We start from the raw sequence: 22,741 nt of genomic DNA on the forward strand, positions 1-22,741 counted from the left end.
CCCGGCCCGGCGCAGCGGGGGCGCGGGATCATTTCACGGGGTGAACATCCATCGCGATGGTGTCTTCGTCCGCGCGCGGCGTATAGGTCACCTTGTCGGCTTTCATCCCCCAGGCCGATACGTTGATCGCCAAAGGCAGGTCCGGCCGATCCGTCGCGACCAGCATATTGGCTTCCTCAAGCAGGGCCTTGCGCTTGGCCTCGTCCATCTCGGCGGCGGCGGCTTCGATCAATTCGTCCATCTTGGGGTTGGAATAGCCGCGCACGTTGAACGCGCCCTGCGACTTTTCCGGCTGGTTAGTGTGCATCAGCGCGGACAGGGTATAGTTGGCCTCGCCCGTCAGCGTGGCCCAGGAAGCCATGTAAAGCGAATACTCCCCGCGCGTCTTGGCCGGGTTGAACACCGTCGCGGGCACGCCCTGCACATCGACATTGATGTCGATGGCGGCCAGAAGCTGGGCGATGGTCGGGCCAAGCTCGGTCGGCATGCGGTCATTGGCATAGGCCAGCGTCACCTTGAAACCCTCGGGATAGCCGGCCTCGGCCATCAAGGCGCGGGCGCGGTCCAGGTCGAAGACCGGCGCGGCGATGTCCTTGTTATAGCCGAAGACGGTCGGGGTCACGAGTTGGGTGGCCGGCACCCCCATGCCTTCCAGCGCGAATTCGATGATCGTCTCGCGGTCCAGGGCCAGGTCGAAAGCCTCGCGCACGCGCGGGTCCAGGAAGGGGTTCTTCTCGACCTTCTTGCCGGAATTGTCCCAGACCTGCGGCGTATCCTCGCGGAAGTCGAATTCCAGATAGGGGATGAAGGCCGAGGGATTCTTGACCACCTTCAGCGCGCTGTCCTGTTCCACGCTGGACAGGTCGGTCGCCGGGATCTTCGAGATCAGGTCCACCTGCCCCGCCAGCAGTTGCGCCACGCGGGCGGCGTCGTTCGGGATTTCCTTGCGCGTCACCTTGTCCCAAGGCTGCGCGCCGCCCCAATAGCCGTCGAATTTCTCAAGCACCAGATCCTGCGTCGGCGCCCAACTGACGAATTTGTAGGGGCCGGTTCCGATGGCGGCCTTGCCCGAGTTGAAGCCCTCGGCCGAGCTGTCCTTGGTGGAATAATCCGCCGCCGCCCCATGCGAGACGATGAACAGCCGCACGAAGTCGTTGGGCAGCGTCGGCGCCGGGCCGTTGGTCTTGATGCGGATGGTATGCGGGTCGACGATCTCGATCCCGGCGACGCGGCGGACATAAACCGTCGTCGGGTTCGGCCCGGTGACGTTCGGGATGCGCTCGATCGAGAATTTCACATCCTCGGCGGTGAAATCCGAGCCGTCATGGAATTTCACGCCCTCGCGAAGCTTGAACTCCCAGGTCGTATCGTCGATGGCCTTCCATTCGGTCGCCAGCATCGGCTCGACCTGAAGGTCGTTGCCGGATTTCAGCAAGGTGTCGAAGACCTGCTTGGTCGCCTCGGCATTGGCCGAGGTCGCGGTGAAATGCGGGTCCATCGAGGCGGGACCGGATTTGGTCGCGATGACCAGGTCTTCGGCCAGCACCGGAATCGGCGACGCAAGCGCGGTCGCCAGCAGGATTGCGCGAAGCATGGGGGTCAGTTGCATGGGTTCCCTCTTGGGCTAGGATTGGTCCGCCGGCAGCAGGCCGGTCTTTTCGGTGTCTTGCGGCGCCAGGTCGTCGCAAAGCGATTGCGGCCAGTCCCCTGAGGCCGCGACCAGCTTCGTCAGGATCTCGGACAGGTTCAGCCGTTCCGCGGGGCTGAGACAGTCCAGCATCCGGCGTTCGTGCCCCAGCATGGCGGCCTTGACCGAGGCGACGGCGGCGCGGCCCTTGCCGGTCAGGTGCAATGTGACCCGCCGCTGATCGTCCGCGTCGCCCTCGCGCTCGATCAGGCCAAGGCGATGCACTTTGTTGGCCGCGCGGCTAAGCGTGTTCTTGGGAAAACCCGAGGCGCGGACGACATCGGTCAGGGTTGAAGGCCCGCCCAGATACAGCGACCACAGCACGACGAAATCGGGACGCAAAAGGCCCAGCCTGTTCTGGATGAGGCCGTAGACGGGGTTGTTGAACAGCAGCGCCAGGTAATTCAGCCGAAACGAGAACCAGCAGGGATTCCCCCACAGGCGAGTCCGCAGGGGGCTGTCTTCGGGAATGCCCTCGGCAGTCAGGGGCATGTCCCGCCCGGCCCTGCCTTCATACAGGGACTGGCGTATTTCATCATCCATCAGGATGCCCGCATTTTCACCAACAGTTCCATATGGAACCGTAAGCGCGGAAAATATCTTGCGTCAATCTGAATTGTTGTTCCTAATGGAACCGCAATCGGCCGGTGCGGAAATATTTGGCAGCATGGCTAAGGCCGGGGCCAAGCTGCAAGCGAGGGGAATGCGGTGCGGATTCAGGACATGAACTGGGGACAGGTCGAAGCCCGCGTGGCGCAGGACGACCGCTGCATCCTGCCGATCGGCTCGGTCGAGCAGCACGCCTACCTTAGCCTTGCCACCGACATGATCCTGGCCGAGCGCGTCTCGGTCGAGGCGGCGGAACCCACGGGCGTTCCGGTCTATCCCTGCCTGCCCTTCGGCATGGCCTCGGGCTTCGCGGCCTTTCCGGGCACGATGACGCTGCGGCTGCGCACCTATCTGGCGGTGGTCGAGGACATGCTGGACAGCGTCTATCGCTCGGGCTTTCGCCGCATCCTGATCGTGAACGGCCATGGCGGCAATACGCCGGTCAATCCGCTGCTGACCGAATGGATGAACGCGCATCGCGACACCTCGGTCAAGCTGCATGACTGGTGGCGCGCGCCCCGGACCTGGGCCAAGGTGCAACAGACCGATCCCGCCGCCTCGCATGCAAGCTGGATGGAGAATTTTCCCTGGACCCGGATCGAGGGTGCCCCGGTGCCGAACTTCGCCAAGCAGCGGATCGACTTCGACGCCACCGCCCGCGTGGACGCCTGGCGCAAGCGCGAACGCATCGCCGAGGGCAACTATCACGGCGTCTTCCAACGCCCCGACGCGGACATGCTGGCGATCTGGCAGGTCGCGGTCGAGGAAACCCGGCACGAGATCGAACACGGCTGGCACTGACAGCCCCGACCCACGGAGGCCCGATGGCATCGTTTATCATCCACAGGTTCGCACAAGCCCTGGTCGTGCTGCTGGTCATGTCGGTGCTGGTCTTCGCCGGCGTCTATGTCATCGGCAACCCGGTCGATGTGCTGATCTCGCCCGATGCGACGCAGGCCATCCGCCAGCAGGTGATCGAGCAATATGGCTTCGACCTGCCGATCTGGCAGCAATACCTGCAATTCCTGCAACGCCTTCTGACCGGAGACCTGGGCAGTTCCTTCGTCTTCAACATGCCGGTGGGAACACTCATCGCGCAGAAACTGCCGGCGACGCTGGAGCTGACGCTGATCGCGGTGCTGTTCGCCTCGGCGGTGGGGATACCGCTGGGGGTTTATGCGGGCTACCGGCCCGACGGCAAAATCTCGCGCGTGATCATGGCGGCGTCGATCCTGGGCTTTTCGGTGCCGACCTTCTGGATCGGGCTGATGCTGATCATGGTCTTCGCCGTGCAACTGGGCGTCCTGCCCGCCGGCGGGCGCGGCGCCACGCGCGAGCTTTTCGGGGTGCCTTTCTCGTTCCTGACGCTGGACGGCTGGTCGCACCTGATCCTGCCGGCGCTGAACCTGTCGCTGTTCAAGATGTCGATGATGTGCCGGCTGGCCGCGTCCGGCACGCGCGAGGTCATGCTGACCGACACCATCAAGTTCGCCCGCGCCGCCGGCATCCCGGAACGCACCATCCTGCGCCGCCATGTGCTGAAGCTGATCTCGATCCCGCTGGGCACGGTCTTCGGGCTGGAACTGGGCTCGACGCTGGCCTTCGCGCTGGTGACCGAGACGATCTTCAGCTGGCCGGGCCTGGGCAAGCTGATCGTGGATTCGATCACCTCGCTCGACCGGCCGGTGATGGTTGCCTACCTCATGCTGGTCTCGGCGCTGTTCGTGGTCATCAACCTTTGCGTGGATCTGGCCTATGCCGCGCTTGATCCCCGCCTGCGGCATGGGAAGCACTGAGATGGCGACGGCAGCATCCACGGGTTCCATATCGCCCTTCGCGCAGTTCTGGCGCGACTTCCGCCGCAACAAGGTGGCGCTGGTGGCGCTGGCGGTGGTGGTCCTGATCGTCTTTGCCGCGGTCTTCGCCGCCTTCATCGTGCCGCAGGATCCCTATGACCTGAAATCGCTGGTGCTGCGCGATGCGCGCCGTCCGCCGGGCTATGTCGGCCGCGACGGGATCCTGCATCTGCTGGGCACCGACAGCCAGGGCCGCGACCTGCTTTCGGCAATCGTCTATGGCCTGCGGATCTCCCTGCAGATGGGGCTGATGGCCGGGGCCATCGCCTTCACCATCGGCGCGGTGGTCGGATGCAGCGCCGCCTATGTCGGCGGGCGGATCGAGTCGCTGATCATGCGCATCGTCGATATACAGCTGTCGTTCCCGGCGATCCTTCTGGCTTTCGTGGTCGCCGCCGTGCTGGGACAGGGCAAGCAGCAACTGATCCTGGCGCTGGTCTTTGCCCAATACGCCTATTTCGTCCGCACCGCCCATGGCGCCGCCGCCGCCGAGCGGCAAAAGGATTACGTCCAGGCCGCGCTTTCGGTGCCGATGGGCGGCTGGTTCGTCATCACCCGCCACATCCTGCCCAACGCCCTGCCGCCCCTGATCGTGGTCGCGACGGTCCAGGTCGCCTCGGCGATCTCGCTTGAGGCCACGCTGTCCTTCCTGGGCGTCGGCCTGCCGGCGACCGAGCCATCGCTGGGGATGCTGATCGCGAACGGCTTCCAATACCTGATGTCCGGCCGCTACTGGATCGCGATCTATCCGGGCGTGGCGCTTATCATCCTGATCATGGCGATCAACCTGGTCGGCGATCAGATCCGCGACCAGTTGAACCCGAGGCTGCGCAAATGACCGACCTGCTGAAGGTGCGCGATCTGCGCACATGGTTCCACACCGACCGGGGCATCGTGAAATCGGTCGATGGCATCTCCTTTTCGCTGGCGCGCGGCGAGATCATGGGGCTGGTCGGCGAATCCGGCTCGGGCAAGTCGATCACCGGCTTTTCGCTGATCGGGCTGATCGACAGGCCCGGCCGGATCGAGGAAGGCAGCTCCATCCGCTTCGAGGGGCGCGAACTGGTCGGGCTGGACGAAAGCGCCTTGCGCGCCATCCGGGGCAAGGACATCTCGATGGTGTTCCAGGATCCGATGATGACGCTGAACCCCGTGGTGCGGATCATCGACCAGATCGGCATGGCGATCCGCGCGCATGAACAGGTTTCGGATGCCGAGCTCCGCCACCGGGCGGTCGAGGCGCTGGACCGCGTGCGCATCGTCGAGCCCGAGCGCAAGGTGGACCAGTATCCGCATGAATTCTCGGGCGGGATGCGCCAGCGGGTCGCCATCGCCATCGCCTTGCTGCATCGGCCCCGGCTGGTGATCGCGGATGAGCCGACGACCGCGCTGGATGTCTCGGTCCAGGCGGAAATCCTGAAGGTGGTCAAGGCGCTGGTCGCCGAGATGGGCACCTCGCTGATCTGGATCAGCCACGACCTTGCCACCGTGTCCTCGATCGCCGACAATATCACCGTAATGCGGCGGGGCGAGATCGTCGAGGCGGGCCCCGTGCGCGCGGTGCTGGACACCCCGAAGCATCCCTATACGCAGGCGCTGCTGGATGCCCTGCCCTCGCGCTCGCAACCGGGCGAGTTGCTGGCCTCGGGCGCGACCGAGGCGGCGGGCAGGCTAGACCCCTCGAAGCTGAGCGGCTCGGCCGTGGGCGCGCCCGCCGATCCGCAATTCATCCAGATGCGGGGCATCGACAAGCTGTTCCAGCGCCCGGCCGGAATGCTGCGGCGGCTGGGAATACGGCTGGGCCTGGCAAGCGAGCCGGCGCGAGTTCATGCGGTCAAATCGGCCTCGTTGAGCATCGCGCGGGGCGAGATCCTGGGCCTTGTCGGCGAATCCGGCTCGGGGAAATCGACGCTGGGGCGCATCCTCTGCGGCATCATCGCGCCAAGCGCCGGCACGGTCAGCGTCGGCGGCGAGCCGGTGATGCAAGGCGAGCGCAAGCGCGGCACCAAGGTCCAGATGATCTTCCAGGATCCCTTCGCCTCGCTCGACCCGCGCCGCACGATCTTTCAATCGGTGGCCGAAGGGCCGATCGCGCACGGTCTTTGCACAAGGGCCGAGGCGCGCGCCTATGTCGAACGCTGGCTGCGCGCCGTGGCCTTCGATCCGGCACTGGCGAACCGCTATCCGCACCAGTTCTCGGGCGGCCAGCGCCAGCGCATCGCCATTGCCCGCGCCCTGGCCATGCAGCCCGAGGTGATCGTCTGCGACGAGCCGGTGGCCTCGCTAGACGTGTCAATCCAGGCGCAGGTCATCAATCTTTTGATGGAACTGCGCCGCCACCTGAACCTGACGCTGCTGTTCATCAGCCATGACCTGTCGGTGGTGCATCACCTGTGCGACCGCGTGGTGGTGATGCGCCACGGAGAGATCATCGAGACAGGCAGCGCCTCGGACATCTTCCACGCACCGAAGCAGCCCTATACGCGGATGCTGCTGGACGCGATTCCCCGGCTGGCATCCTGACAGGACAAAAAGGAGCGTCATGGCAGGGGCGCTCGCATCGGCCACTCACCCCGCGCCGACATCCGGGCAGATCCCGCAGCCCGCCTGGCCAAGCGCGCATAGATACGGATATGCGGACGTTGCTGCCGTTCCCGGAATATGAAAGCATGGTCTCGCGCAGGGTCTTCAGGAACAAACAGGTGGAACCTCCCTATCATGGCGGCTGCGAATGCGGCGCGATCCGCTACACGATCAGCGCCGCCCCTATAGTTGTTTATGCGTGTCACTGCACGATCTGCCAAACCCAGTCAGGAAGCGCGTTTGGCATGGCGATGCGGATTCCTGCCGAGAGTTTTTCCCTGACGAAGGGAACGCTAAAAACCTTCAGGCGCACGGCGGATAGCGGTCAGGTTTTCACCAACTCATTCTGCCCGGATTGCGGCACCCGCATCCAACATCAGACCGACCGAAGCCCCGGCCAGATCAGCCTCAAGCCCGGAACGCTGGACGACACCTCATGGCTGAACCCCAGTCACCACGTTTTTCTGCGAAGCGCCCAGAAGTGGGTTGTCATCCCGGAAGGTGCGCAAGGGTTCAAAACCGTTCCGGCGGACCGTTCATGGCTTCGCGGGGGAAAGGCCGACTAACCGTCCGCTAAGGGCTCAAACCGACCAGAACAGCGACAGAGCTATGTCGGTCGGCCTTCAGGAATACCCCGCTTCCTTCTGGTGCCTGACCGCCAGCACCGTGGCGCTGTCACCGTCCACCCGGTAGAGCAATCGGCAGTAGGCGATTTCGTTGTCTCAGAGGATGGGTTTTCCTCACGGAGTTCTTTGCCAACCAAGCCTATCACACGCCGGTCGTCTGCCTCGGCCCCGATCCGGATCAACCCAATGGCCGGCTCTGCTTGCGTTTGAACGCGTCCCCCGAAGAGCTTGCCGCGATGCCGGATGAAGCGTTGCGGAGCTACTTGGCAGCAAAACCGGGCCCTGTCCGCAGACTTAGAATTAATGCGGCACCCACGCTGACGGCTTTCTATGATGCGTATGGGGCGATGCTTGACGGAGCCGACATCGATGAACTTGAAGATCGCGCGCGACGGAATTTTGTTGAGCTACCCGAGTTACTCCACCAATCGAATCGATCGTGTGGTAGATTTCTGCACTAGGCAGTTTTCGGTCGACCCGAATTAACACACCCAAACCGGCGTCGAACTCTCCATGGTCAGAACTATGCGGCAGTGCAGCAAAGAGCCGGTCCAACCGACCGCTATGGGGCCGGGCTGGTCATCGCCTCTAGGGTTACATGGCAAAGTTTCATGTGAGTGGCCCGGTCCGGTCCGGCGAACCCAGCCGCGAAGCTCTTGACCTCACCAGAGGGCTACCTTTTGACACAAAAGGCAAGACTCTCTGAAACGCCATCACGGTATGGAATTTCGCCAAATCTTGCTCTATTCTCCTAAGAACCTTGAACGAATCCAGCGGCTTTGACCAGCATGTTTTTTGCCGGCTGCCTCTTGTTTCATTTTAAACGTATCGCACGCGTCTTGCTGCCCAAACTTTCAGACCACCTTCAAATTACGACCTCCCAGCGTTGTCATTCGTGTGGGATCGCCTCATGTCTCTCTCACCCGGGTCCCGAGGTTCTCGACATTATTTGCAGGCGGTAAAGTCCGTCTCGTCATGCGATGGATCGGGGCGGCGACAGGCCCCGGTAGTGATCCCTCTTCGGCAAGATGGCGACGTCCAACCGCGCAAGGTTGGTCAGGGTTCCGAGGGGCAGGTCAGCGGCTATGGGCCGGTATCGACGCTCCGGGCGTTACGTTAAGCAGACAAAAATGCTGTAAGTCACGCATTTGACAGATTAGCCAACGCGTTTGGCTCATCTATCATCCAGAAAGACCGCATTTTTGAAATAATCTGAAACGCTATAACGGGAAAATGGTCGGAGCGAGAGGATTCGAACCTCCGACCCCCTGCTCCCGAAGCAGGTGCGCTACCAGGCTGCGCTACGCTCCGACCGTGAGGCGGCAGGTAGCCCGTCGCGCAGGGGATTGCAAGGGGCATCTTTCGGTTTTCGCCACGACCGGCTGTCTCCACCGCAACCCGATCAGCCGCGCCACCACAGCCGGCCCAGCAGGCTGGGGCGCGGGGCGGTGACGGTCTCGGCCCGCAACCTCGCCTCGGTCGCCGGGCGCAGGCGCGAGCCGCCCTTGCGCTCGCGCATCAGGATGTAAAGCCCCGAGCCGATGATCAGCGCGGCCCCCAGCAGGGTGGCGCCATCGGGGCGCTCTCCGAACAGCAGCCAGCCATAGCCGATGGCCCAGATCATCTGCGAATATTGCATCGGCGCGACATTGGCCGCCTCGGCCGACTGATAGGCCAGGATCAGCAGGAACCCCGCCGTCAGACCCAAAAGAGAGATGGCCCCGGCCAGCGCCAGATCCCCCGCCAGCATCGGGCGATAGGCGAAGCCCAGCGAGATCCCGGTCAGGACGAAATTGCCGATGATCGGCCACAGGATCAGGATCACCGTGCGCTCGGACCGGCCGAGCTTGCGCACCGAGACCGCCGACATGGCGGTAGAGAAGGCCCCCAGCAGCGCCGCCGCATGGCCCAGCCCCAGCGAGGTCGCGCCGGGGCGAAGCACCACCAGCACCCCGGCCAGCCCCACCGCTACCGCGATCCAGCGTTGCAGGCCCACCCGCTCTCCCAGGATCGGAACCGACAGGACGGTGACCAGAAGCGGAGCCGCGAAAAGGATGGAATAGCATTGCGCCATCGGCAGCACCGAAAAGGCGAAGAAGCCGCCGATCCCCGAACTGACGATGCAGAGCGAGCGCAGCCCGACCCAGAAGGGCGAGCGCGGCCGCAGGGTTCCATGCGTCGGATCGCGCAGCAGCAACACCGCCAGCGGTGGAAAGCTGAGCAGAGCCGAAAAGAACAGGATCTGAAGCGGCGGATAGGTCTCGCCCAGAAACTTGATGATGACATCATGGGTCGAATAGATCCCCATCGCCAGCAGCCCCAGCAAGGCTCCGCGCAGATTGCCCGTCATCATGTCCCCTTGCCCGAGCCGGCCGGAAAAGACCGCGCCCGAAAGCGCGGCCCGGAAATCGTCAAAGCCCGGAAAGAGCCTCAAGGATCTTGTCGCCCATCTGCGAGGTCGAGACCGGGGTGCCACCATCGGGGCCCATCAGGTCGGCGGTGCGCAATCCGTCGGCCAGCACCTTCTCGATCGCGGCCTCCAGCAGATCCGCCTCGGCGCCCAGGTCGAAGGAATAGCGCAGGCACATGGCAAAGCTCAGGATGCAGGCGATGGGGTTGGCCTTGCCCTGGCCGGCGATGTCGGGGGCCGAGCCGTGGACCGGCTCATACATCGCCTTGGGCTTGCCGTTCGCCATAGGCGCGCCAAGGCTGGCCGAGGGCAGCATCCCAAGGCTGCCCGTCAGCATCGCCGCCGCGTCGGACAGAAGATCGCCGAACAGGTTGTCGGTCACGATCACGTCGAATTGACGCGGATTGCGCACAAGCTGCATGGCGCCGTTGTCGGCATACATGTGCGACAGTTCGACCTCGGGATATTCGTTGTCGTGGACCCATTGCACCTCTTCGCGCCAGAGGATGCCCGATTCCATCACATTGGCCTTTTCCATCGAACAGACGCGGTTGCCGCGCTTTTTCGCCAGTTCGAAAGCGGCGCGGGCGACGCGGCGGATCTCTCCGCTGGTGTAGCGCTGGGTGTTGATGCCGACGCGGCCGCCCTCGTTCTCGGGGTTGTTGTCGTCGGAATGAATGCCGCGCGGCTCGCCGAAATAGACGCCCGAGGTCAGTTCCCGCACGATCAGGATGTCCAGCCCGGCCACCACCTCGCGTTTCAGCGACGAGAAGTCGGCCAGCGCGTCGAAGCATTGCGCCGGGCGCAGGTTGGCGAACAGGTCCATCTCCTTGCGCAGGCGCAGCAGGCCGCGCTCGGGCTTCACGCTGAAGTCCAGATTGTCGTATTTCGGCCCGCCGACGGCGCCCAGCAGGACGGCATCGACCTGCTGGGCCTTGGCCATGGTCTCATCCGCCAGGGGCTTGCCGTGCTTGTCATAGGCCGCGCCGCCGACCAGATCCTCGGACACCTCGAATTCGATGCCCTTGTTCGACTGGAACCAGCCGATGACCTTGCGCACTTCGGCCATGACTTCGGGGCCGATGCCGTCGCCGGGCAGGATCAGCAGGGAATGGGTGGTCATCGCAGGCATCTCCTCGCATGTCGTTTTGCCAGACCGCCTAGACAAGCCTCGCGCCTGCGTCAAGTTCAGGCGAGTTCGGCGGCGCGGGACAAGGAGCAAGACACGGCGCGGGGCCGGGCGCGGACCCGACGGCCGCAAGGAACTTGCCGCCGCCCGTCGCCGGCCTTAGCCTGTCCGGCATGACGGCTGATCCGACCTATCGGGGATTCGCGCTGGATGCGCGGACGGCGCTTGCTCTTCTGCAATGGCAGGCAGAGCTGGGCGCGGATGAGCCGTGCCTGGACGCGCCCATCGACCGCTATGACCTGCCGGACCGGGCCGCCCCGCCCCGCCCCGCCCCGTCCGCGCGGGCCCCGATCCCGGACCCCATTCCCGACCCCGCCCAGGACCAGGGCGCGCAGGCCGAGGTGCTGGCCGCGCAGGCCATGACGCTGGAACAACTGGCCGAGGCGCAAGAGGGGTTCGACGGCATCGACCTGAAGAAGGGGGCGCGGAATTTCTGCTTCTCGGACGGCAACCCGCGCGCGCGGGTGATGATCATCGGCGAAGCTCCGGGCGAGGAAGAGGACCAGCAGGGCAAGCCCTTCGTCGGCCGCGCGGGCCAGCTTCTGGATCGCATGTTCGGTGCCATCGGACTTTCGCGCGGCGCCGTCGATGCGGAAAGGGCGATCTATATCACCAATGTCCTGCCCTGGCGCCCCCCCGGCAACCGCCGCCCCGAGCCGGCCGAGATCGCGATGATGCTGCCCTTCCTGCGCCGCCATGTCGAACTGGCGCAGCCGCAGGTGCTGGTGCTGATGGGCAACACCCCCTGCATGGCGGTGCTGAACCGGCAGGGCATCCTGAAGCTGCGCGGGCAATGGGCCGAGGCATTCGGCCTGCCGGTCCTGCCCATGACCCATCCCGCCTATCTGCTGCGCACCCCCCTGGCCAAGCGCGAGGCATGGGCGGATCTGCTGTCGCTGTCGGCCCGGCTGGACGGCTAGCTAGCCCCGGCTGCAACCCAGGTATTCGGTGGCGCTGTCGCCGTCGATCAGGGTCATGCGCAGGCGCGATACATCCAGCGCGAAGGGCTTGCCGGTCTCGGCGACGAAATCGGCGCTGGCGCTGAGCAGGCCGTCGCGGCGGCTCAGTTCCGGTTGCGAGACCCAGACCGGGACATCGGGCAGTTCCATCGCCACCTCGGGCGCCAGTTCGGGAAAGATCGCGGTGACGCGCATGCCGTCGGCGATCTCCTCGACCCGGCATTCGGGCTGGCGCGACGCGCGGTGGGGAACGCGGTCCAGCGCCGCCTCGACCTGCGGATCGGGACCGGGACCGGCGGGGGGCGCGGTCAGGCTGATCCGCGCCGGCACGCAGATGTCGCGGCAAAGGCCGAAATCCACCATCGCATGCAGATCGACCGGCTGGCCCGGCTGGACGGGCGTGATCTCCAGCGGCAGCACCAGCCGGTCATGATAGCCAAGCGTGCGGGTGCCGCCCGATTCGATCACCTCGGGGCGGGGCCAATGCGGCTCGACCAGGGCCAGGTTGGCCGATCCGCGCCAGTCGAAGCGCGGCGGCACGCCGGCATCGCCGGGGCTGCGCCAATAGGTCTTCCAGCCCGGTTCCAGCCGCAGTTCCAGGGCGGTCATGCGATGGCCATCGGCGGTGGTCCAGCCGGGCAGCAGGCGGGCCGAGACGACACCCGGCGGCAGCGGCTGGCCGGGCGGGGGCGGCTCTTGCGCAAGCGCCGCGAGGGGGAGGAACAGAAGGGCCGCAAGCATTCTCATGGCGTCCTTCATAGGCAGCCAGGCCGCGCGGGGTGAAGTCACAAAACCGGCAGGGACTTGCGAAAACCGCGCCAAGGGCCGATCTTGGGGGAAAGCCAAGGGGAGAGTCCGTTGGACCCAAGAAGCAACCTTACCGGGAAGATGCTGATCGCCATGCCCGGAATGCGCGATCAACGCTTCCAGCATTCCGTGATCCTCGTCTGCGCCCATTCCGAGGATGGCGCCATGGGGCTGGTGGTGAACCGTCCCCTGCCCGAGGTGGGATTCGCCGATCTTCTGGGCCAGCTCGGCATCGACGTGGCGCAGAACGCGCTGGACATTCCCGTGCGCTTCGGCGGCCCGGTCGAGCCGGGGCGCGGCTTCGTCCTGCACCGCATCCCCAAGGGCGAGCAGATCGACGAGACCCGCATGCGCATCGGCGAGAGCCTGGCCATGTCCACCACCCGCGACATCCTGGAGGATTTCGCCAATGGCCGCGGCCCGCAGCCCGCCATGCTGGCGCTGGGTTACGCCGGCTGGGGGCCGGGGCAACTGGACGGCGAGATCCTGGAGAATGGCTGGCTGACCTCGGACTGTTTCGAGGAGATCATCTTCGGCCATGACAATCCCGGCAAATGGCGCGCGGCGCTGAAGGGGATGGGGATCGACCCGCTGGTGCTGTCACCCAGCGCGGGCCACGCCTGAGGCTGTCGCCTTGGGACGCCGCCAGGCGGGCGGGCGCTGATGATCTGGAAAACGGGATGGACCGGGACGCTCAGCGCGGGGCGGCGGCGCGGCTCAGGCGGTCGTTGATCGCGGCGCCAAGGCCCGTCTGCGGAATGGGTGCCACAGCGATGGGAAGGCCGGTTTCATCCGCGCGGCGCAGCAGGTCGAAAAGGCGGGCCGCCGCCTGGGTCAGGTCGCCGGTTTCGCTAAGCGACATCTGGCCCCGAACCGGGCCGAAGCCGATCAGCACCTCGTCCGGCCGAGGGACCGTGACGTTCAGGCGCAGCCTTGCGCGCGGGGCGTAATGGCTGGTGAGCTGGCCGGGCGCATTCGGCGCCTCGGGGTCAAGCGCGGGGCGGATCAGGGGCCGGTCCAGCGCGGCCTCGATCGCCTCGGCCGAGATGCCGCCGGGGCGCAGCAGCAGGGGCTGGCCGTCCCGCCAGCCGATGATCGTCGATTCCACGCCCACCGGGCAGGCGCCCGCATCGATGACCGCCGCGATCCGGCCGCCAAGGCCCGTCTGCGGGTCGGCCACATGCGCCGCGCTGGTCGGGCTGATCCGCCCCGAGGGATTGGCCGAGGGCGCGGCCAGCGGGCCGCCGAAATGCCGCAGCAGCGCCTGCGCCACCGGATGCGCGGGCAGGCGGATCGCGACCGTCGGCAGACCCGCCGTCACAAGCGCGGCGATACCCGCCCCCTCGCGCAGCGGCAGAACCAGCGTCAGCGCGCCGGGCCAGAAGCATTCCGCCAGGTGCCGCGCCGCCGTGTCGAACCGGGCATAACGTTCCGCATGCTCCAGGTCGGGCACATGCACGATCAGCGGGTTGAAGCTGGGCCTGCCCTTGGCCTCATAGATCCGCGCCACCGCCGCGCCGTCGCGGGCATCCCCCCCCAAGCCGTAGACCGTTTCCGTGGGCAGGGCGACAAGCTCTCCGCGCGCCAGCAGCGCGCTGGCCTGGGCCAGGCCCTGATCGTCGGGGGAAAGCAGGCGGGTATGCATGGTGTTACGTCGGGTTCGGGTTGCTGGCGCCCATGGCGTCCATATGATGCGGATCAAGGGACCAGTTACGCGCCGGCGCCCGCTTTGCCAAGGCGTCCAGAGAAAGGGGCCCCATGTCCTATCGCGCACCCGTCGAGCAGATCGGCTTCATCCTGGACCAGGTCGTCGCCTTCCGCCAAGTGGCCGAAACCCCGCTTTTCGCCGAGGCCACCCCGGAAACGGTCAGCGCGGTCCTGTCCGAGGCGGGCAGGCTTGCCAGCGACGTGATCGCGCCCGTGAACCGGCTGGGCGACCTGACCCCCGCGCGGCTTGAAAATGGCGGGCTACGCTCTAGCCCCGGCTTCGCCGATGCCTTCCGCGCGCTGGCCGAGGGCGGCTGGATCGGGCTGCCCGCCGATCCCGAACATGGCGGCATGGGCCTGCCCCAGACGCTGAACATGGCCGTCAACGAGATGACCGCCGCCGCCTGCCTGGCGCTGCAACTGAACCCGATGCTGACCCAGGGCCAGATCGAGGCGCTGGAGCATCACGCCAGCGACAGGATGAAGGCGCTTTACCTGCCCAGGCTGATCTCGGGCGAATGGTCGGGGACGATGAACCTGACCGAGCCGGGCGCGGGCTCGGACGTGGGGGCTCTGGCCACCCGCGCCGAGCGGGCGGGCGACGACAGCTATCGCATCACCGGGCAAAAGATCTTCATCACCTGGGGCGACAGCGACGTGACCGAAAATGTCTGCCATCTGGTGCTGGCGCGCCTTCCCGACGGGGGCAAGGGCACGCGCGGGATCAGCCTGTTCATGGTGCCGAAGCTGATCCCCGACGATCAGGGCCGGCCCGGCGTCGCGAACAGTCTGCGCGTCGTCAGCCTTGAGCACAAGCTGGGCATCCATGGCAGCCCCACCTGCGTCATGAGCTTCGAGGGCGCCACCGGCTGGCTGGTCGGAGAAGAGCACAAGGGCATGGCCGCCATGTTCACCATGATGAACTGCGCGCGCCTGGGCGTCGGCGTCCAGGGCGTGGCCCAGGCCGAGGCGGCGCTGCAAAAGGCCGTGGCCTATGCCGCGGAGCGGGTGCAGATGGGACCGATCATCCGCCACCCGGACGTGCGCCGGATGCTGGCCGTCTCGCGCGCCGAGGTCTTCGCCGCGCGCGCCATCTGCCTGTCCTGCGCCGTCGCCATCGACATGGCCAGGGCCACGGGCGGCGCCGAATGGGCCGCGCGCGCCGCCTTCCTGACCCCCATCGCCAAGGCCCATGGCACCGATGTCGGCTGCCGCGTCGCCGATACCGCCGTTCAGGTCCATGGCGGCATGGGCTATATCGAAGAGACCGGCATCGCCCAATACCTGCGCGACGTGCGCATCACCGCGATCTATGAGGGCACGAACGGCATCCAGGCGATGGACCTGGTGGGGCGCAAGCTTTCGGACGCGGGCGCGGCGGGGCTGGCGCTGCTGGACGAGGTGCTGGACGGCGCCAAGGCCGCGCAGGTCGCGCACCCCGAACTGGCGCATCAGGTCTGGCATGCGGCCGAAAGCCTGCATGACGCCACGCGGGCCATGGTGGATCTGGGCATGGCCGACCGTTTCGCCGGGGCGGTGCCCTATCTTTCGGCCTTCGCCCGCGTGCTGGGCGCGCATTTCCATCTGCGCGCCGCGACGCGGGGCGGCTCGGTCGCGCTGGCGCGGGTCTATGCCTCGCGCGTGCTGCCGCAGGTGGCGGGGGATCTTGCCGCCGCGCGGGCGGGCGTCGCGGATCTGGAACAGCTTGACGATGCGCTGCTGCTGGGCCAGATAACCGTGTGATCCGCACCGAACCCCATACCCCCCCGCCCGAGGGCGAAGCGCATGAGATCGCGCCGGGCGTGCTGTGGATGCAGATGCCCCTGCCCTTCAAGCCCGATACCGTGAACGTCTATGCCCTCCGCGACAGCGAGGGCTGGACCCTGATCGACACCGGCATCGACAGCGCCCGCAGCCGCGCGGCCTGGCGGCGCCTGCTGGACGGGCCGCTTCGCGGCGCCCCGGTCACGCGGCTGATCGTCACGCATCACCACCTTGACCATATGGGCCTTGCGGGCTGGTTTCAGGCGCAGGGGGCACGGCTGATCACCTCGCGGACGGCCTGGCTGACCGCGCGCATGGCGATCCTCGACGTGCAGGAGCGTCCGACACCCCAGGCGCTGGCCTTCTGGACCCGCGCCGGGATGCCGGCCAAGATGCTGGCCCGGCGCGCCGCAGAACGCCCCTTCAACATGTCGGACAGCGCGGCGCCCCTGCCACCCGGCTATCAGCGCCTGACCGAGGGCGAGCGCATCGTTTTCGGCGACCGCGCCTGGCTGGTCCGCATGGGCGAGGGCCACGCGCCCGAGCATCTGACCCTTTGGTCCCAGGATGACGATCTGGTGATCGGCGGCGATCAGTTTCTGGCCGCGATCTCGCCCAATCTGGGCGTGCAGCCGAACGAGCCGGACGCCGATCCGGTCGGCGCATGGCTGGAAAGCTGCCGCCGCTTCCAGCCCCATGCCGAAGCCCGCCACCTGATCCTGCCCGGCCACCGCCTGCCCTATCGCGGGTTGCCGACGCGGCTGGCGCAGTTGATCGACAACCAGGAGGCCGCCTTGCGGCGCCTGCTTGCCGGGCTGCGGGTCGGGCCGCGCAGCACCGTCGATTGCTTCGAGCTGCTCTATCGCCGGCTGATCGGCGATGCCGAGTTCGGCCTGGCCCTGGCCGAAGCGGCGGGCCATGTGAACCACCTGCGCCGCCGGGGCCTGGTGGAGCAGGTCGGCACCACCTCGGACGGCGCCGTCCTTTGGGGGGCGTGACAGAGGCGCGGCCTTGGGCTATCCCTTTCGCCAAGCAGCGCCGAACAGGGGGAAGCCATGGCCTCGCATCACGAAATCGCCGAACACAAGCACGGCGAAATGGACATCCGCGACCACGAAAAGACCTTCGCAGGCTTCATCAAGGCATCGACTTGGGTTGCGGGGCTGGCAATCGGCGTGCTGATCTTCATGGCGCTGGCCAATAGCTGACCATCTTCGGAGCCATTCATGCAAAGACGTGCCTTCCTGGCGCTGGCCCTGCCGGTCGCGCTTGGCGCCTGCGGTGCCGACAATATCTGGGCCAGCGACGAGGCCGTGCGACGCGCGCGCTATGTCGCGCCCGAGCCGCCCTCGATCACGCTGCTGACGGTGATCGGCATTCCGCGCGGCGAGGGCGGGCATTCGGCGCTGATGATCAACGGCAGCCAGCGCGTGATCTACGATCCCGCCGGAAGCTGGCGCCATCCCGACATCCCCGAACGGCATGACGTGCTTTACGGCATCACGCCGAACTTCAAGAATTTCTACATCGACTATCACGCGCGTGAGACCTATTGGGTCGCCGAGGACACGGTGCAGGTGCCGCTTTCCGTCGCCGATGCGGCCATCCGCGCGGTCGAGGCCCAGGGCGCCGCGAACAAAAGCTTCTGCGCCGTGAATACCGGCGAGGCGCTGCGCCGGGTGCCGGGCTTTCAGGGCGCGCCGACGGGCTTTTCGCCGCTGAAGCTGCGAAGCTGGTTCCTGACCCTGCCCGGCGTCACCTCGAAAAAGCACATGGATGGCGACCCGGACAACAACCACAACGTGCTGCTGCGCCAGAAGAACGGCGTGGTGCGCGGATACGGGGCGGACGGCGCGCTTCACGCCGTCCAGTAAATCACCGCGAAAAGCGTGGCCATGCCCGACAGGATCGCCAGCAGCACGTTGCGGCTGACGATCCCCACGGCCAGCGCCACCCCCGCCGCCGTCAGCCGCGCCGGATCGGGCTGACCCTGGGTCGCGGCCGGCCAAAGCGTCAGCGGCGCGACCAGAGCGGGCAGCACGCCCACCGCCGTATAGCGCAGCGCGCGGCTGGCCCAGGCCGGGATGGCGCGGTTGCCGATGGCGCCCAGAAAGGACCAGCGGATCAGATAGGTGCCGATGCCCAGGACCAGGATCACCAGCCAGATGGTCAGATCGGATCTCATGCGCCGGCTCCTTTCCGCCGCTCGGCCAGGGTCTCGACCCACGATCCCGCCGCCATGGCCAGGGGAGCCGCCAGCAGGATGCCCATCCCGGCGGGCAGCCCGCTGAAGGCCAGCGAGGCCGTGATCGAGACGAAGGCCGCCGCCAGATGCGCGGGCGTGCGCAGCATGGGTGCGACCATGGCGATGAAGGTGATCGGCAAAGCGAAATCCAGCGCCCAGCTTTCCGGGATCGCCCGGCCCAGCGTGAACCCCAGCGCCGAGGCGGCGGCCCAGGGCACGCAGGCGCAAAGCGCCGTGCCCAGGAAATAGGCCACGCGCTGGTCCATGCGCAGCCTGGGATTCGCCTCGTAATGCTGGATCGCCAGCGCATAGGTCTGATCGATCAGCACATAGGCGATCAACCCCCGCTGGCGCGGACGGGCATTGCCCAGCCAGGGCACCAGCGAGGCCGAATACATCGCCATGCGCAGGTTCACCGCCAAGGCCGACAGGATCACCACCAGGGTCGGCGCATGATCGCTTAGAAGCTGGACCGCCGTGAACTGCGAGGCTCCGGCCAGGACCAGCACCGAAAAGCCCATGACCTGGCCCAGGTCCAACCCCGCCTCGCCCGAGACCACGCCGAAAAGCAGCCCGAAGGGCGCCAGCACCAGCAGAAAGGGCAGCGCCTGGATCAGGCCATGGCGAAAGCATTGCGCCGGGCTGCGCGCCAGGACGCGCGCCTGCTCGGGCGTCAGGGGCCGGGCCTCGGGCGTCGGCGCGGCAAAGGGCTGGGATCGGAACATGATGGATTGCGTCGTGACTTGCACCAGGGATTGGGCGCAGATTGGCCAAAGCGCCGCGCCGGCGCAAGGGAGCCGGAGAATTGAGCCTAAGCTGGACCATACGGGCGGGCATCCCGCCCGAGTTGGCGCCGCAGGCCGCGCGGCTTTACTGGCATTGCTTCGGCCCCGAACTACAACCCTGGCCCCTGTCCCGGCACCTGGGGGCGGCGCTGATCCGGGCGCTGATGCAGCCCAGGCGGGCGCTGGCCGCCATCGCGCCCAGCGGCCGGCTGATCGGCCTTGCCGGTCTGCGCGGGACCGAGGGCGGGTTCCTGGCGCTGCGGCCCCAGGCATTCCGCGAGGTGCTGGGACCATGGCGGGGCCGGCTGGGCCATGGTGCGACGGAGCTTCTTATGCTTGAGGGCCGCGCCAGCCCGGACCTGATCCTGGACGGCGTGGCCGTTGCCGCGTCCTGGCGACAGAGGGGCGTCGCCCGCAGCCTGATCGCCCAGGCCGAGGTCCAGGCCCGCGACCTGGGCCACCCCGCCCTGCGCGTCGAGGTGCGCGCGGCCAATGGCGCGGCGCTGCATGCCTGGACGGCGATGGGCTTCCGCGCGGCTTACCGTGAAAGAATGGGCTGGCCCTGGCTTTCGCCCGCGCATGTCATGCGCCGCGAGGTCCGGCCCGGCGATTGAGACGCCGCCTCAACCGTCCTGGCGCGGCCACTCGGCCCCGCCCTCGGTTCCCCCCTCGGCCCCGTCGCCATTGCCTTCGGGTTCCTCGGCCGGGATCTCGTCGGCCTGGGATCCGGACGCCGATGCGGCGGCATGCCCGCCCAATGTGCCAGTGGCCTGCCCCAGCAGGATGAAGGCCCGGCCCGAGCGGGTCTCGGACAGGACCGCCAGCACGGCCGGAGCATCGCTTTGCGCGCGCTGGACCAGAAGCCGGTCGAAATGGCGCATGAAGTGATGCGCCACGTCGCGGAATACCTCGTCCTGTCCCAGCATGGCGCCGGTCTGGGCCAGCGCGGCGGGGCTGCGGATCACCGCCAGGCCCTGCAATTCCTCGCCCCGCGCGCCTTGGGTATAGCGCCCCCACAGGGCGGCGTCGGTCTCGGGCACGGTCAGGTCATCCATATAAAGGCCCTGCGCGGCCAGCAAAGTGATCACATCCTGCGCGGCGCGGATCAGCTTGGCCAGTTCGGGATCCCCCAGCGCCAAGCGCAGGCAGCGGATCGCCTCGTGATCGTCCGGGCCTTCGGGAAAGTTCAGCGCGAAATAAAGCTCGGCCGGGGTCAAGCGCAGGGCAGGCGCGGCGCTCTCGACCACCTGATCCGCCACGGAGGCCGATGCAGGGGTCGATGCGGGCTTTGGCAAAGGCGACCGCGCCCCCGGCGCGGGCATCGGCGGCGCGACGGCGGCACCCAAGGACGCACGCGCCTGGGGCTCGCCCGGCTCACGCATCAGCTTGAGCTGGCCGCGCAGGGCCTCGGCCTCGTCTCGCAGGACAAACAGGCTGCGGGCGGTGCCCACGGCCAGCCAGATCAGGCCCAGCGGCAGCAGCGCCTCCAGAAGCCAGATCAACCAGGCCATGGCCTGCGCCCCCTCGGCCTCGGCCTCGGGGGCCATCCAGGCGGCCAGCAAGACCAGCCCAAGCCAAGCCACGCTGACCAGCACACCGATCAGCTTCAGCCGGTCGCGGCCCTGGCCCAGTAGCATCTGCTGCAATTTTTCCGGCGCGCCCATCGGCCTCTCCTCGCTGGATCAGACGAAACGGATCGAGATGATCTCGTAGGACTTGCCGCCGCCAGGGGTCACCACCTCGACACTGTCGCCCTCATCCTTGCCGATCAGGGCGCGGGCCAAAGGCGAGCGCAGGTTCAGCAGCCCCCGCTCAAGATCAGCCTCGGCCTCGCCGACGATCTGATAGGTGCGCTCTTCCTCGGTATCCTCGTCCAGAAGCGTGACGGTGGCGCCGAACTTGATGCTGCCCGACAGGCGGGACGGGTCGATCACCTCGGCGCGCGAGATGATGCTTTCAAGCTCTTTGATGCGCCCCTCGACGAAGCTCTGCTTTTCCCGCGCGGCGTGATATTCGGCGTTTTCCGACAGATCGCCATGCTCGCGCGCCTCGGCGATGGCGCGGATCACGGCGGGACGCTCGACCGCGCGCAATTCGCGCAGTTCCTCGTCAAGCTGGTCGAAACCCCCGCGGGTCATCGGTATCTTTTCCATTCCCAGTCCTTTCGGTCGCCAAGCGCGGCCTGCCTTGATCGCCAATCAAGCTGCCGGCGCCCATCAAACTTGCTGGAACGCCCCCGGCCTTTGGCCGAGGGCGTTCGCTGAAAACCGGGCGCATGGTGGCGACTTCCTGTGCCCGTTGCAAGTCCCCGCGACCGTTCCAGCCTCGGCCGCACCCCGGAAAAGGTCGCGACCGGCACAAACTCCGCAGCGGCAAGATTGCCGCTGGCGGCATTACGGGATAGGTCTATGCCGAAATCGCGAGCCAGGAAACGGGAGCCGAGCCATGTCCGAGATCGACCGCGAGTCGATGGAATACGATGTCGTGATCGTTGGCGGGGGTCCGTCCGGTCTTTCGGCGGCGATCCGTCTGAAGCAGGTGAACCCGGACCTGAGCGTGGTTCTGCTTGAGAAGGGGTCCGAGATCGGGGCGCATATCCTGTCGGGGGCGGTTCTGGACATCTCGGGGCTGGACCGGCTGATCCCGGACTGGCGCGAGCGTGGCGCGCCGGTCGCCACCGAGGTCACCGAGGACAATTTCTACGTCCTGGGCCCACAGGGCCAGGTCCGCGTGCCGAACTGGCCGATGCCTCCGCTGATGTCGAACCACGGCAAGTATATCGTCAGCATGGGCAATGTCTGCCGCTGGCTGGCCGAACAGGCCGAGGCGCTGGAGGTCGAGATCTTTCCCGGCATGGCCTGCTCGGCCCTGGTCTATGAGGGCGACCGGGTGGTCGGCGTCGTCGCGGGCGAGATGGGCCTGGACGCCGACGGCACCCCCGGCCCGAATTACGAGCCGGGGATGGAGTTGCGCGGCAAATATGTCCTGATCGCCGAGGGCGTGAGGGGCAGCCTCGCCAAGGAACTGATCGGCAGATACGACCTGTCCAAGGGCCACGAGCCGCAGAAATTCGGCCTCGGCATGAAAGAGATCTGGGAGATCCCGGCCGAAAAGGCCAAGCCCGGCACCGTCACCCACACCATGGGCTGGCCCCTGGGCGGCAATGCCGGCGGCGGCAGCTTCATCTATCACCTTGAGGGAAATCAGGTGCTTGTCGGCTTTGTCGTGCATCTGAACTACAAGAACCCCTATCTTTACCCCTATATGGAATTCCAGCGTTTCAAGCATCACCCGCTGGTCGCGGACCTGCTGGAAGGCGGCAAGCGCGTGGCCTACGGCGCCCGCGCGATCAGCGAGGGCGGCTGGCAGTCGATCCCCAGGCTGACCGTGCCGGGGGCGGCGCTGCTGGGCTGCTCGGCGGGCCTCGTGAACGTGCCCAGGATCAAGGGCAACCACAATGCGATGCTGTCGGGGATCGCGGCGGCCGAGGCGGCGGCGGCGGCCATCGCGGCGG

At 66.8% G+C, this 22,741-nt stretch carries 23 protein-coding genes and 1 tRNA gene; 13 read left to right on the top strand and 11 right to left on the bottom strand.

The genetic code is table 11. The annotated features are described in order from the left end of the window. Nucleotides 1-28: 28 nt before the first annotated feature. Both QM682_RS15880 and QM682_RS15885 read right to left on the bottom strand, forming a co-directional pair. On the bottom strand, nucleotides 29-1,609 hold the full coding sequence (locus tag QM682_RS15880) for an ABC transporter substrate-binding protein (protein ID WP_415131453.1): 1,581 nt from the start codon (nucleotides 1,607-1,609) through the stop codon (nucleotides 29-31). Nucleotides 1,610-1,624: 15 nt separating this feature from the next. After that, on the bottom strand, nucleotides 1,625-2,230 hold the full coding sequence (locus tag QM682_RS15885; protein ID WP_415131455.1) for a MarR family winged helix-turn-helix transcriptional regulator: 606 nt from the start codon (nucleotides 2,228-2,230) through the stop codon (nucleotides 1,625-1,627). A gap of 180 nt (nucleotides 2,231-2,410) precedes the next feature. Between QM682_RS15885 and QM682_RS15890 the strand changes: the two genes are divergently transcribed. From QM682_RS15890 to QM682_RS15910, 5 genes are all read left to right on the top strand, one after another. After that, nucleotides 2,411-3,097, top strand: coding sequence for a creatininase family protein (locus QM682_RS15890; protein ID WP_415131458.1), 687 nt, complete (start codon nucleotides 2,411-2,413; stop codon nucleotides 3,095-3,097). Nucleotides 3,098-3,120: 23 nt separating this feature from the next. Further along, a complete protein-coding gene (locus QM682_RS15895; protein ID WP_415131460.1) occupies nucleotides 3,121-4,092 on the top strand; it encodes an ABC transporter permease in 972 nt (323 codons plus the stop codon). 1 nt (nucleotide 4,093) lies between these two features. After that, entirely contained in the window at nucleotides 4,094-4,990 is an 897-nt protein-coding gene (locus QM682_RS15900) for an ABC transporter permease (RefSeq protein WP_415131462.1), read from the top strand. Further along, a complete protein-coding gene (locus QM682_RS15905; RefSeq protein WP_415131464.1) occupies nucleotides 4,987-6,675 on the top strand; it encodes a dipeptide ABC transporter ATP-binding protein in 1,689 nt (562 codons plus the stop codon). Before QM682_RS15900 ends, QM682_RS15905 begins: the two co-directional genes overlap by 4 nt. A 110-nt stretch (nucleotides 6,676-6,785) precedes the next feature. Further along, entirely contained in the window at nucleotides 6,786-7,301 is a 516-nt protein-coding gene (locus QM682_RS15910) for a GFA family protein (RefSeq protein ID WP_415131466.1), read from the top strand. Nucleotides 7,302-8,595: 1,294 nt separating this feature from the next. Here QM682_RS15910 and QM682_RS15915 read toward each other — a convergent pair. The 3 genes from QM682_RS15915 to leuB all read right to left on the bottom strand — a co-directional run bounded on the left by QM682_RS15915 (nucleotide 8,596) and on the right by leuB (nucleotide 10,894). Beyond that, nucleotides 8,596-8,672: transfer RNA gene (locus QM682_RS15915), tRNA-Pro, on the bottom strand. A gap of 91 nt (nucleotides 8,673-8,763) precedes the next feature. Then, nucleotides 8,764-9,714 carry a DMT family transporter gene (locus QM682_RS15920; protein WP_415131502.1) on the bottom strand — a complete coding sequence of 317 codons (951 nt, stop codon included), beginning with the start codon at nucleotides 9,712-9,714 and terminating at the stop codon, nucleotides 8,764-8,766. 58 nt (nucleotides 9,715-9,772) lie between these two features. Next, a complete protein-coding gene (gene leuB, locus QM682_RS15925) occupies nucleotides 9,773-10,894 on the bottom strand; it encodes a 3-isopropylmalate dehydrogenase (protein WP_415131468.1) in 1,122 nt (373 codons plus the stop codon). Between the two features lie 179 nt (nucleotides 10,895-11,073). Here leuB and QM682_RS15930 point away from each other — a divergent pair, with 179 nt between their 5' ends. Continuing rightward, on the top strand, nucleotides 11,074-11,880 hold the full coding sequence (locus QM682_RS15930; RefSeq protein ID WP_415131470.1) for a uracil-DNA glycosylase: 807 nt from the start codon (nucleotides 11,074-11,076) through the stop codon (nucleotides 11,878-11,880). Here the strand turns inward: QM682_RS15930 and QM682_RS15935 are convergent, their stop codons facing one another. Then, nucleotides 11,881-12,660 carry a protein-disulfide reductase DsbD domain-containing protein gene (locus QM682_RS15935; RefSeq protein WP_415131472.1) on the bottom strand — a complete coding sequence of 260 codons (780 nt, stop codon included), beginning with the start codon at nucleotides 12,658-12,660 and terminating at the stop codon, nucleotides 11,881-11,883. A 117-nt stretch (nucleotides 12,661-12,777) separates the two neighbouring features. Here QM682_RS15935 and QM682_RS15940 point away from each other — a divergent pair, with 117 nt between their 5' ends. Further along, entirely contained in the window at nucleotides 12,778-13,350 is a 573-nt protein-coding gene (locus tag QM682_RS15940; RefSeq protein ID WP_415131474.1) for a YqgE/AlgH family protein, read from the top strand. 70 nt (nucleotides 13,351-13,420) lie between these two features. Here the strand turns inward: QM682_RS15940 and QM682_RS15945 are convergent, their stop codons facing one another. Further along, nucleotides 13,421-14,371, bottom strand: a complete 951-nt coding sequence (locus tag QM682_RS15945; protein WP_415131476.1) for an L-threonylcarbamoyladenylate synthase — start codon at nucleotides 14,369-14,371, stop codon at nucleotides 13,421-13,423. A 113-nt stretch (nucleotides 14,372-14,484) separates the two neighbouring features. Between QM682_RS15945 and QM682_RS15950 the strand changes: the two genes are divergently transcribed. From QM682_RS15950 to QM682_RS15965, 4 genes are read left to right on the top strand one after another with little or no spacing between them, the layout of a single operon-like run. After that, a complete protein-coding gene (locus QM682_RS15950) occupies nucleotides 14,485-16,176 on the top strand; it encodes an acyl-CoA dehydrogenase (RefSeq protein ID WP_415131478.1) in 1,692 nt (563 codons plus the stop codon). Then, on the top strand, nucleotides 16,173-17,195 hold the full coding sequence (locus QM682_RS15955) for an MBL fold metallo-hydrolase (protein WP_415131480.1): 1,023 nt from the start codon (nucleotides 16,173-16,175) through the stop codon (nucleotides 17,193-17,195). The genes QM682_RS15950 and QM682_RS15955 overlap by 4 nt, the downstream gene beginning before the upstream one ends. Before the next feature lie 57 nt (nucleotides 17,196-17,252). Beyond that, nucleotides 17,253-17,405 carry an aa3-type cytochrome c oxidase subunit IV gene (locus QM682_RS15960; RefSeq protein ID WP_415131482.1) on the top strand — a complete coding sequence of 51 codons (153 nt, stop codon included), beginning with the start codon at nucleotides 17,253-17,255 and terminating at the stop codon, nucleotides 17,403-17,405. An 18-nt stretch (nucleotides 17,406-17,423) separates the two neighbouring features. Then, nucleotides 17,424-18,071, top strand: a complete 648-nt coding sequence (locus QM682_RS15965) for a hypothetical protein (RefSeq protein WP_415131484.1) — start codon at nucleotides 17,424-17,426, stop codon at nucleotides 18,069-18,071. Here the strand turns inward: QM682_RS15965 and QM682_RS15970 are convergent. Beyond that, a complete protein-coding gene (locus tag QM682_RS15970) occupies nucleotides 18,056-18,382 on the bottom strand; it encodes an AzlD domain-containing protein (protein WP_415131486.1) in 327 nt (108 codons plus the stop codon). The two genes, QM682_RS15965 and QM682_RS15970, sit on opposite strands and share 16 nt — an antisense overlap. Further along, the gene (locus tag QM682_RS15975; RefSeq protein WP_415131488.1) at nucleotides 18,379-19,167 is read right to left on the bottom strand and encodes an AzlC family ABC transporter permease; all 789 of its coding nucleotides are present in this window, start codon (nucleotides 19,165-19,167) and stop codon (nucleotides 18,379-18,381) included. The genes QM682_RS15970 and QM682_RS15975 overlap by 4 nt, the downstream gene beginning before the upstream one ends. A gap of 80 nt (nucleotides 19,168-19,247) precedes the next feature. Between QM682_RS15975 and QM682_RS15980 the strand changes: the two genes are divergently transcribed. Then, the gene (locus QM682_RS15980; RefSeq protein ID WP_415131490.1) at nucleotides 19,248-19,841 is read left to right on the top strand and encodes a GNAT family N-acetyltransferase; all 594 of its coding nucleotides are present in this window, start codon (nucleotides 19,248-19,250) and stop codon (nucleotides 19,839-19,841) included. Between the two features lie 9 nt (nucleotides 19,842-19,850). On the opposite strand, the gene QM682_RS15985 is transcribed toward QM682_RS15980, so the two are convergent. Continuing rightward, nucleotides 19,851-20,891, bottom strand: a complete 1,041-nt coding sequence (locus QM682_RS15985) for a hypothetical protein (RefSeq protein ID WP_415131492.1) — start codon at nucleotides 20,889-20,891, stop codon at nucleotides 19,851-19,853. 18 nt (nucleotides 20,892-20,909) lie between these two features. Continuing rightward, nucleotides 20,910-21,380 (bottom strand): transcription elongation factor GreA, encoded by a 471-nt coding sequence (gene greA, locus QM682_RS15990; RefSeq protein ID WP_415131494.1) that lies wholly within the window; start codon nucleotides 21,378-21,380, stop codon nucleotides 20,910-20,912. 292 nt (nucleotides 21,381-21,672) lie between these two features. Between greA and QM682_RS15995 the strand changes: the two genes are divergently transcribed. After that, nucleotides 21,673-22,741 (top strand): NAD(P)/FAD-dependent oxidoreductase (locus tag QM682_RS15995; protein WP_415131496.1); only part of this gene is annotated, 1,069 nt, incomplete at its 3' end.

It is taken from the genome of Paracoccus sp. (in: a-proteobacteria), assembly GCF_047605025.1.
GTDB lineage: Bacteria > Pseudomonadota > Alphaproteobacteria > Rhodobacterales > Rhodobacteraceae > Paracoccus.

Excerpts from the sequence above, each read along its gene's own strand:
- QM682_RS15880 (WP_415131453.1), bottom strand. The coding sequence starts at position 1,609 with ATGCAACTGACCCCCATGCTTCGCGCAATCCTGCTGGCGACCGCGCTT.
- QM682_RS15885 (WP_415131455.1), bottom strand. The coding sequence starts at position 2,230 with ATGGATGATGAAATACGCCAGTCCCTGTATGAAGGCAGGGCCGGGCGG.
- QM682_RS15890 (WP_415131458.1), top strand. The coding sequence starts at position 2,411 with ATGAACTGGGGACAGGTCGAAGCCCGCGTGGCGCAGGACGACCGCTGC.
- QM682_RS15895 (WP_415131460.1), top strand. The coding sequence starts at position 3,121 with ATGGCATCGTTTATCATCCACAGGTTCGCACAAGCCCTGGTCGTGCTG.
- QM682_RS15900 (WP_415131462.1), top strand. The coding sequence starts at position 4,094 with ATGGCGACGGCAGCATCCACGGGTTCCATATCGCCCTTCGCGCAGTTC.
- QM682_RS15905 (WP_415131464.1), top strand. The coding sequence starts at position 4,987 with ATGACCGACCTGCTGAAGGTGCGCGATCTGCGCACATGGTTCCACACC.
- QM682_RS15910 (WP_415131466.1), top strand. The coding sequence starts at position 6,786 with ATGCGGACGTTGCTGCCGTTCCCGGAATATGAAAGCATGGTCTCGCGC.
- QM682_RS15920 (WP_415131502.1), bottom strand. The coding sequence starts at position 9,714 with ATGATGACGGGCAATCTGCGCGGAGCCTTGCTGGGGCTGCTGGCGATG.
- leuB (WP_415131468.1), bottom strand. The coding sequence starts at position 10,894 with ATGACCACCCATTCCCTGCTGATCCTGCCCGGCGACGGCATCGGCCCC.
- QM682_RS15930 (WP_415131470.1), top strand. The coding sequence starts at position 11,074 with ATGACGGCTGATCCGACCTATCGGGGATTCGCGCTGGATGCGCGGACG.
- QM682_RS15935 (WP_415131472.1), bottom strand. The coding sequence starts at position 12,660 with ATGCTTGCGGCCCTTCTGTTCCTCCCCCTCGCGGCGCTTGCGCAAGAG.
- QM682_RS15945 (WP_415131476.1), bottom strand. The coding sequence starts at position 14,371 with ATGCATACCCGCCTGCTTTCCCCCGACGATCAGGGCCTGGCCCAGGCC.
- QM682_RS15950 (WP_415131478.1), top strand. The coding sequence starts at position 14,485 with ATGTCCTATCGCGCACCCGTCGAGCAGATCGGCTTCATCCTGGACCAG.
- QM682_RS15960 (WP_415131482.1), top strand. The coding sequence starts at position 17,253 with ATGGCCTCGCATCACGAAATCGCCGAACACAAGCACGGCGAAATGGAC.
- QM682_RS15965 (WP_415131484.1), top strand. The coding sequence starts at position 17,424 with ATGCAAAGACGTGCCTTCCTGGCGCTGGCCCTGCCGGTCGCGCTTGGC.
- QM682_RS15970 (WP_415131486.1), bottom strand. The coding sequence starts at position 18,382 with ATGAGATCCGATCTGACCATCTGGCTGGTGATCCTGGTCCTGGGCATC.
- QM682_RS15975 (WP_415131488.1), bottom strand. The coding sequence starts at position 19,167 with ATGTTCCGATCCCAGCCCTTTGCCGCGCCGACGCCCGAGGCCCGGCCC.
- QM682_RS15985 (WP_415131492.1), bottom strand. The coding sequence starts at position 20,891 with ATGGGCGCGCCGGAAAAATTGCAGCAGATGCTACTGGGCCAGGGCCGC.
- greA (WP_415131494.1), bottom strand. The coding sequence starts at position 21,380 with ATGGAAAAGATACCGATGACCCGCGGGGGTTTCGACCAGCTTGACGAG.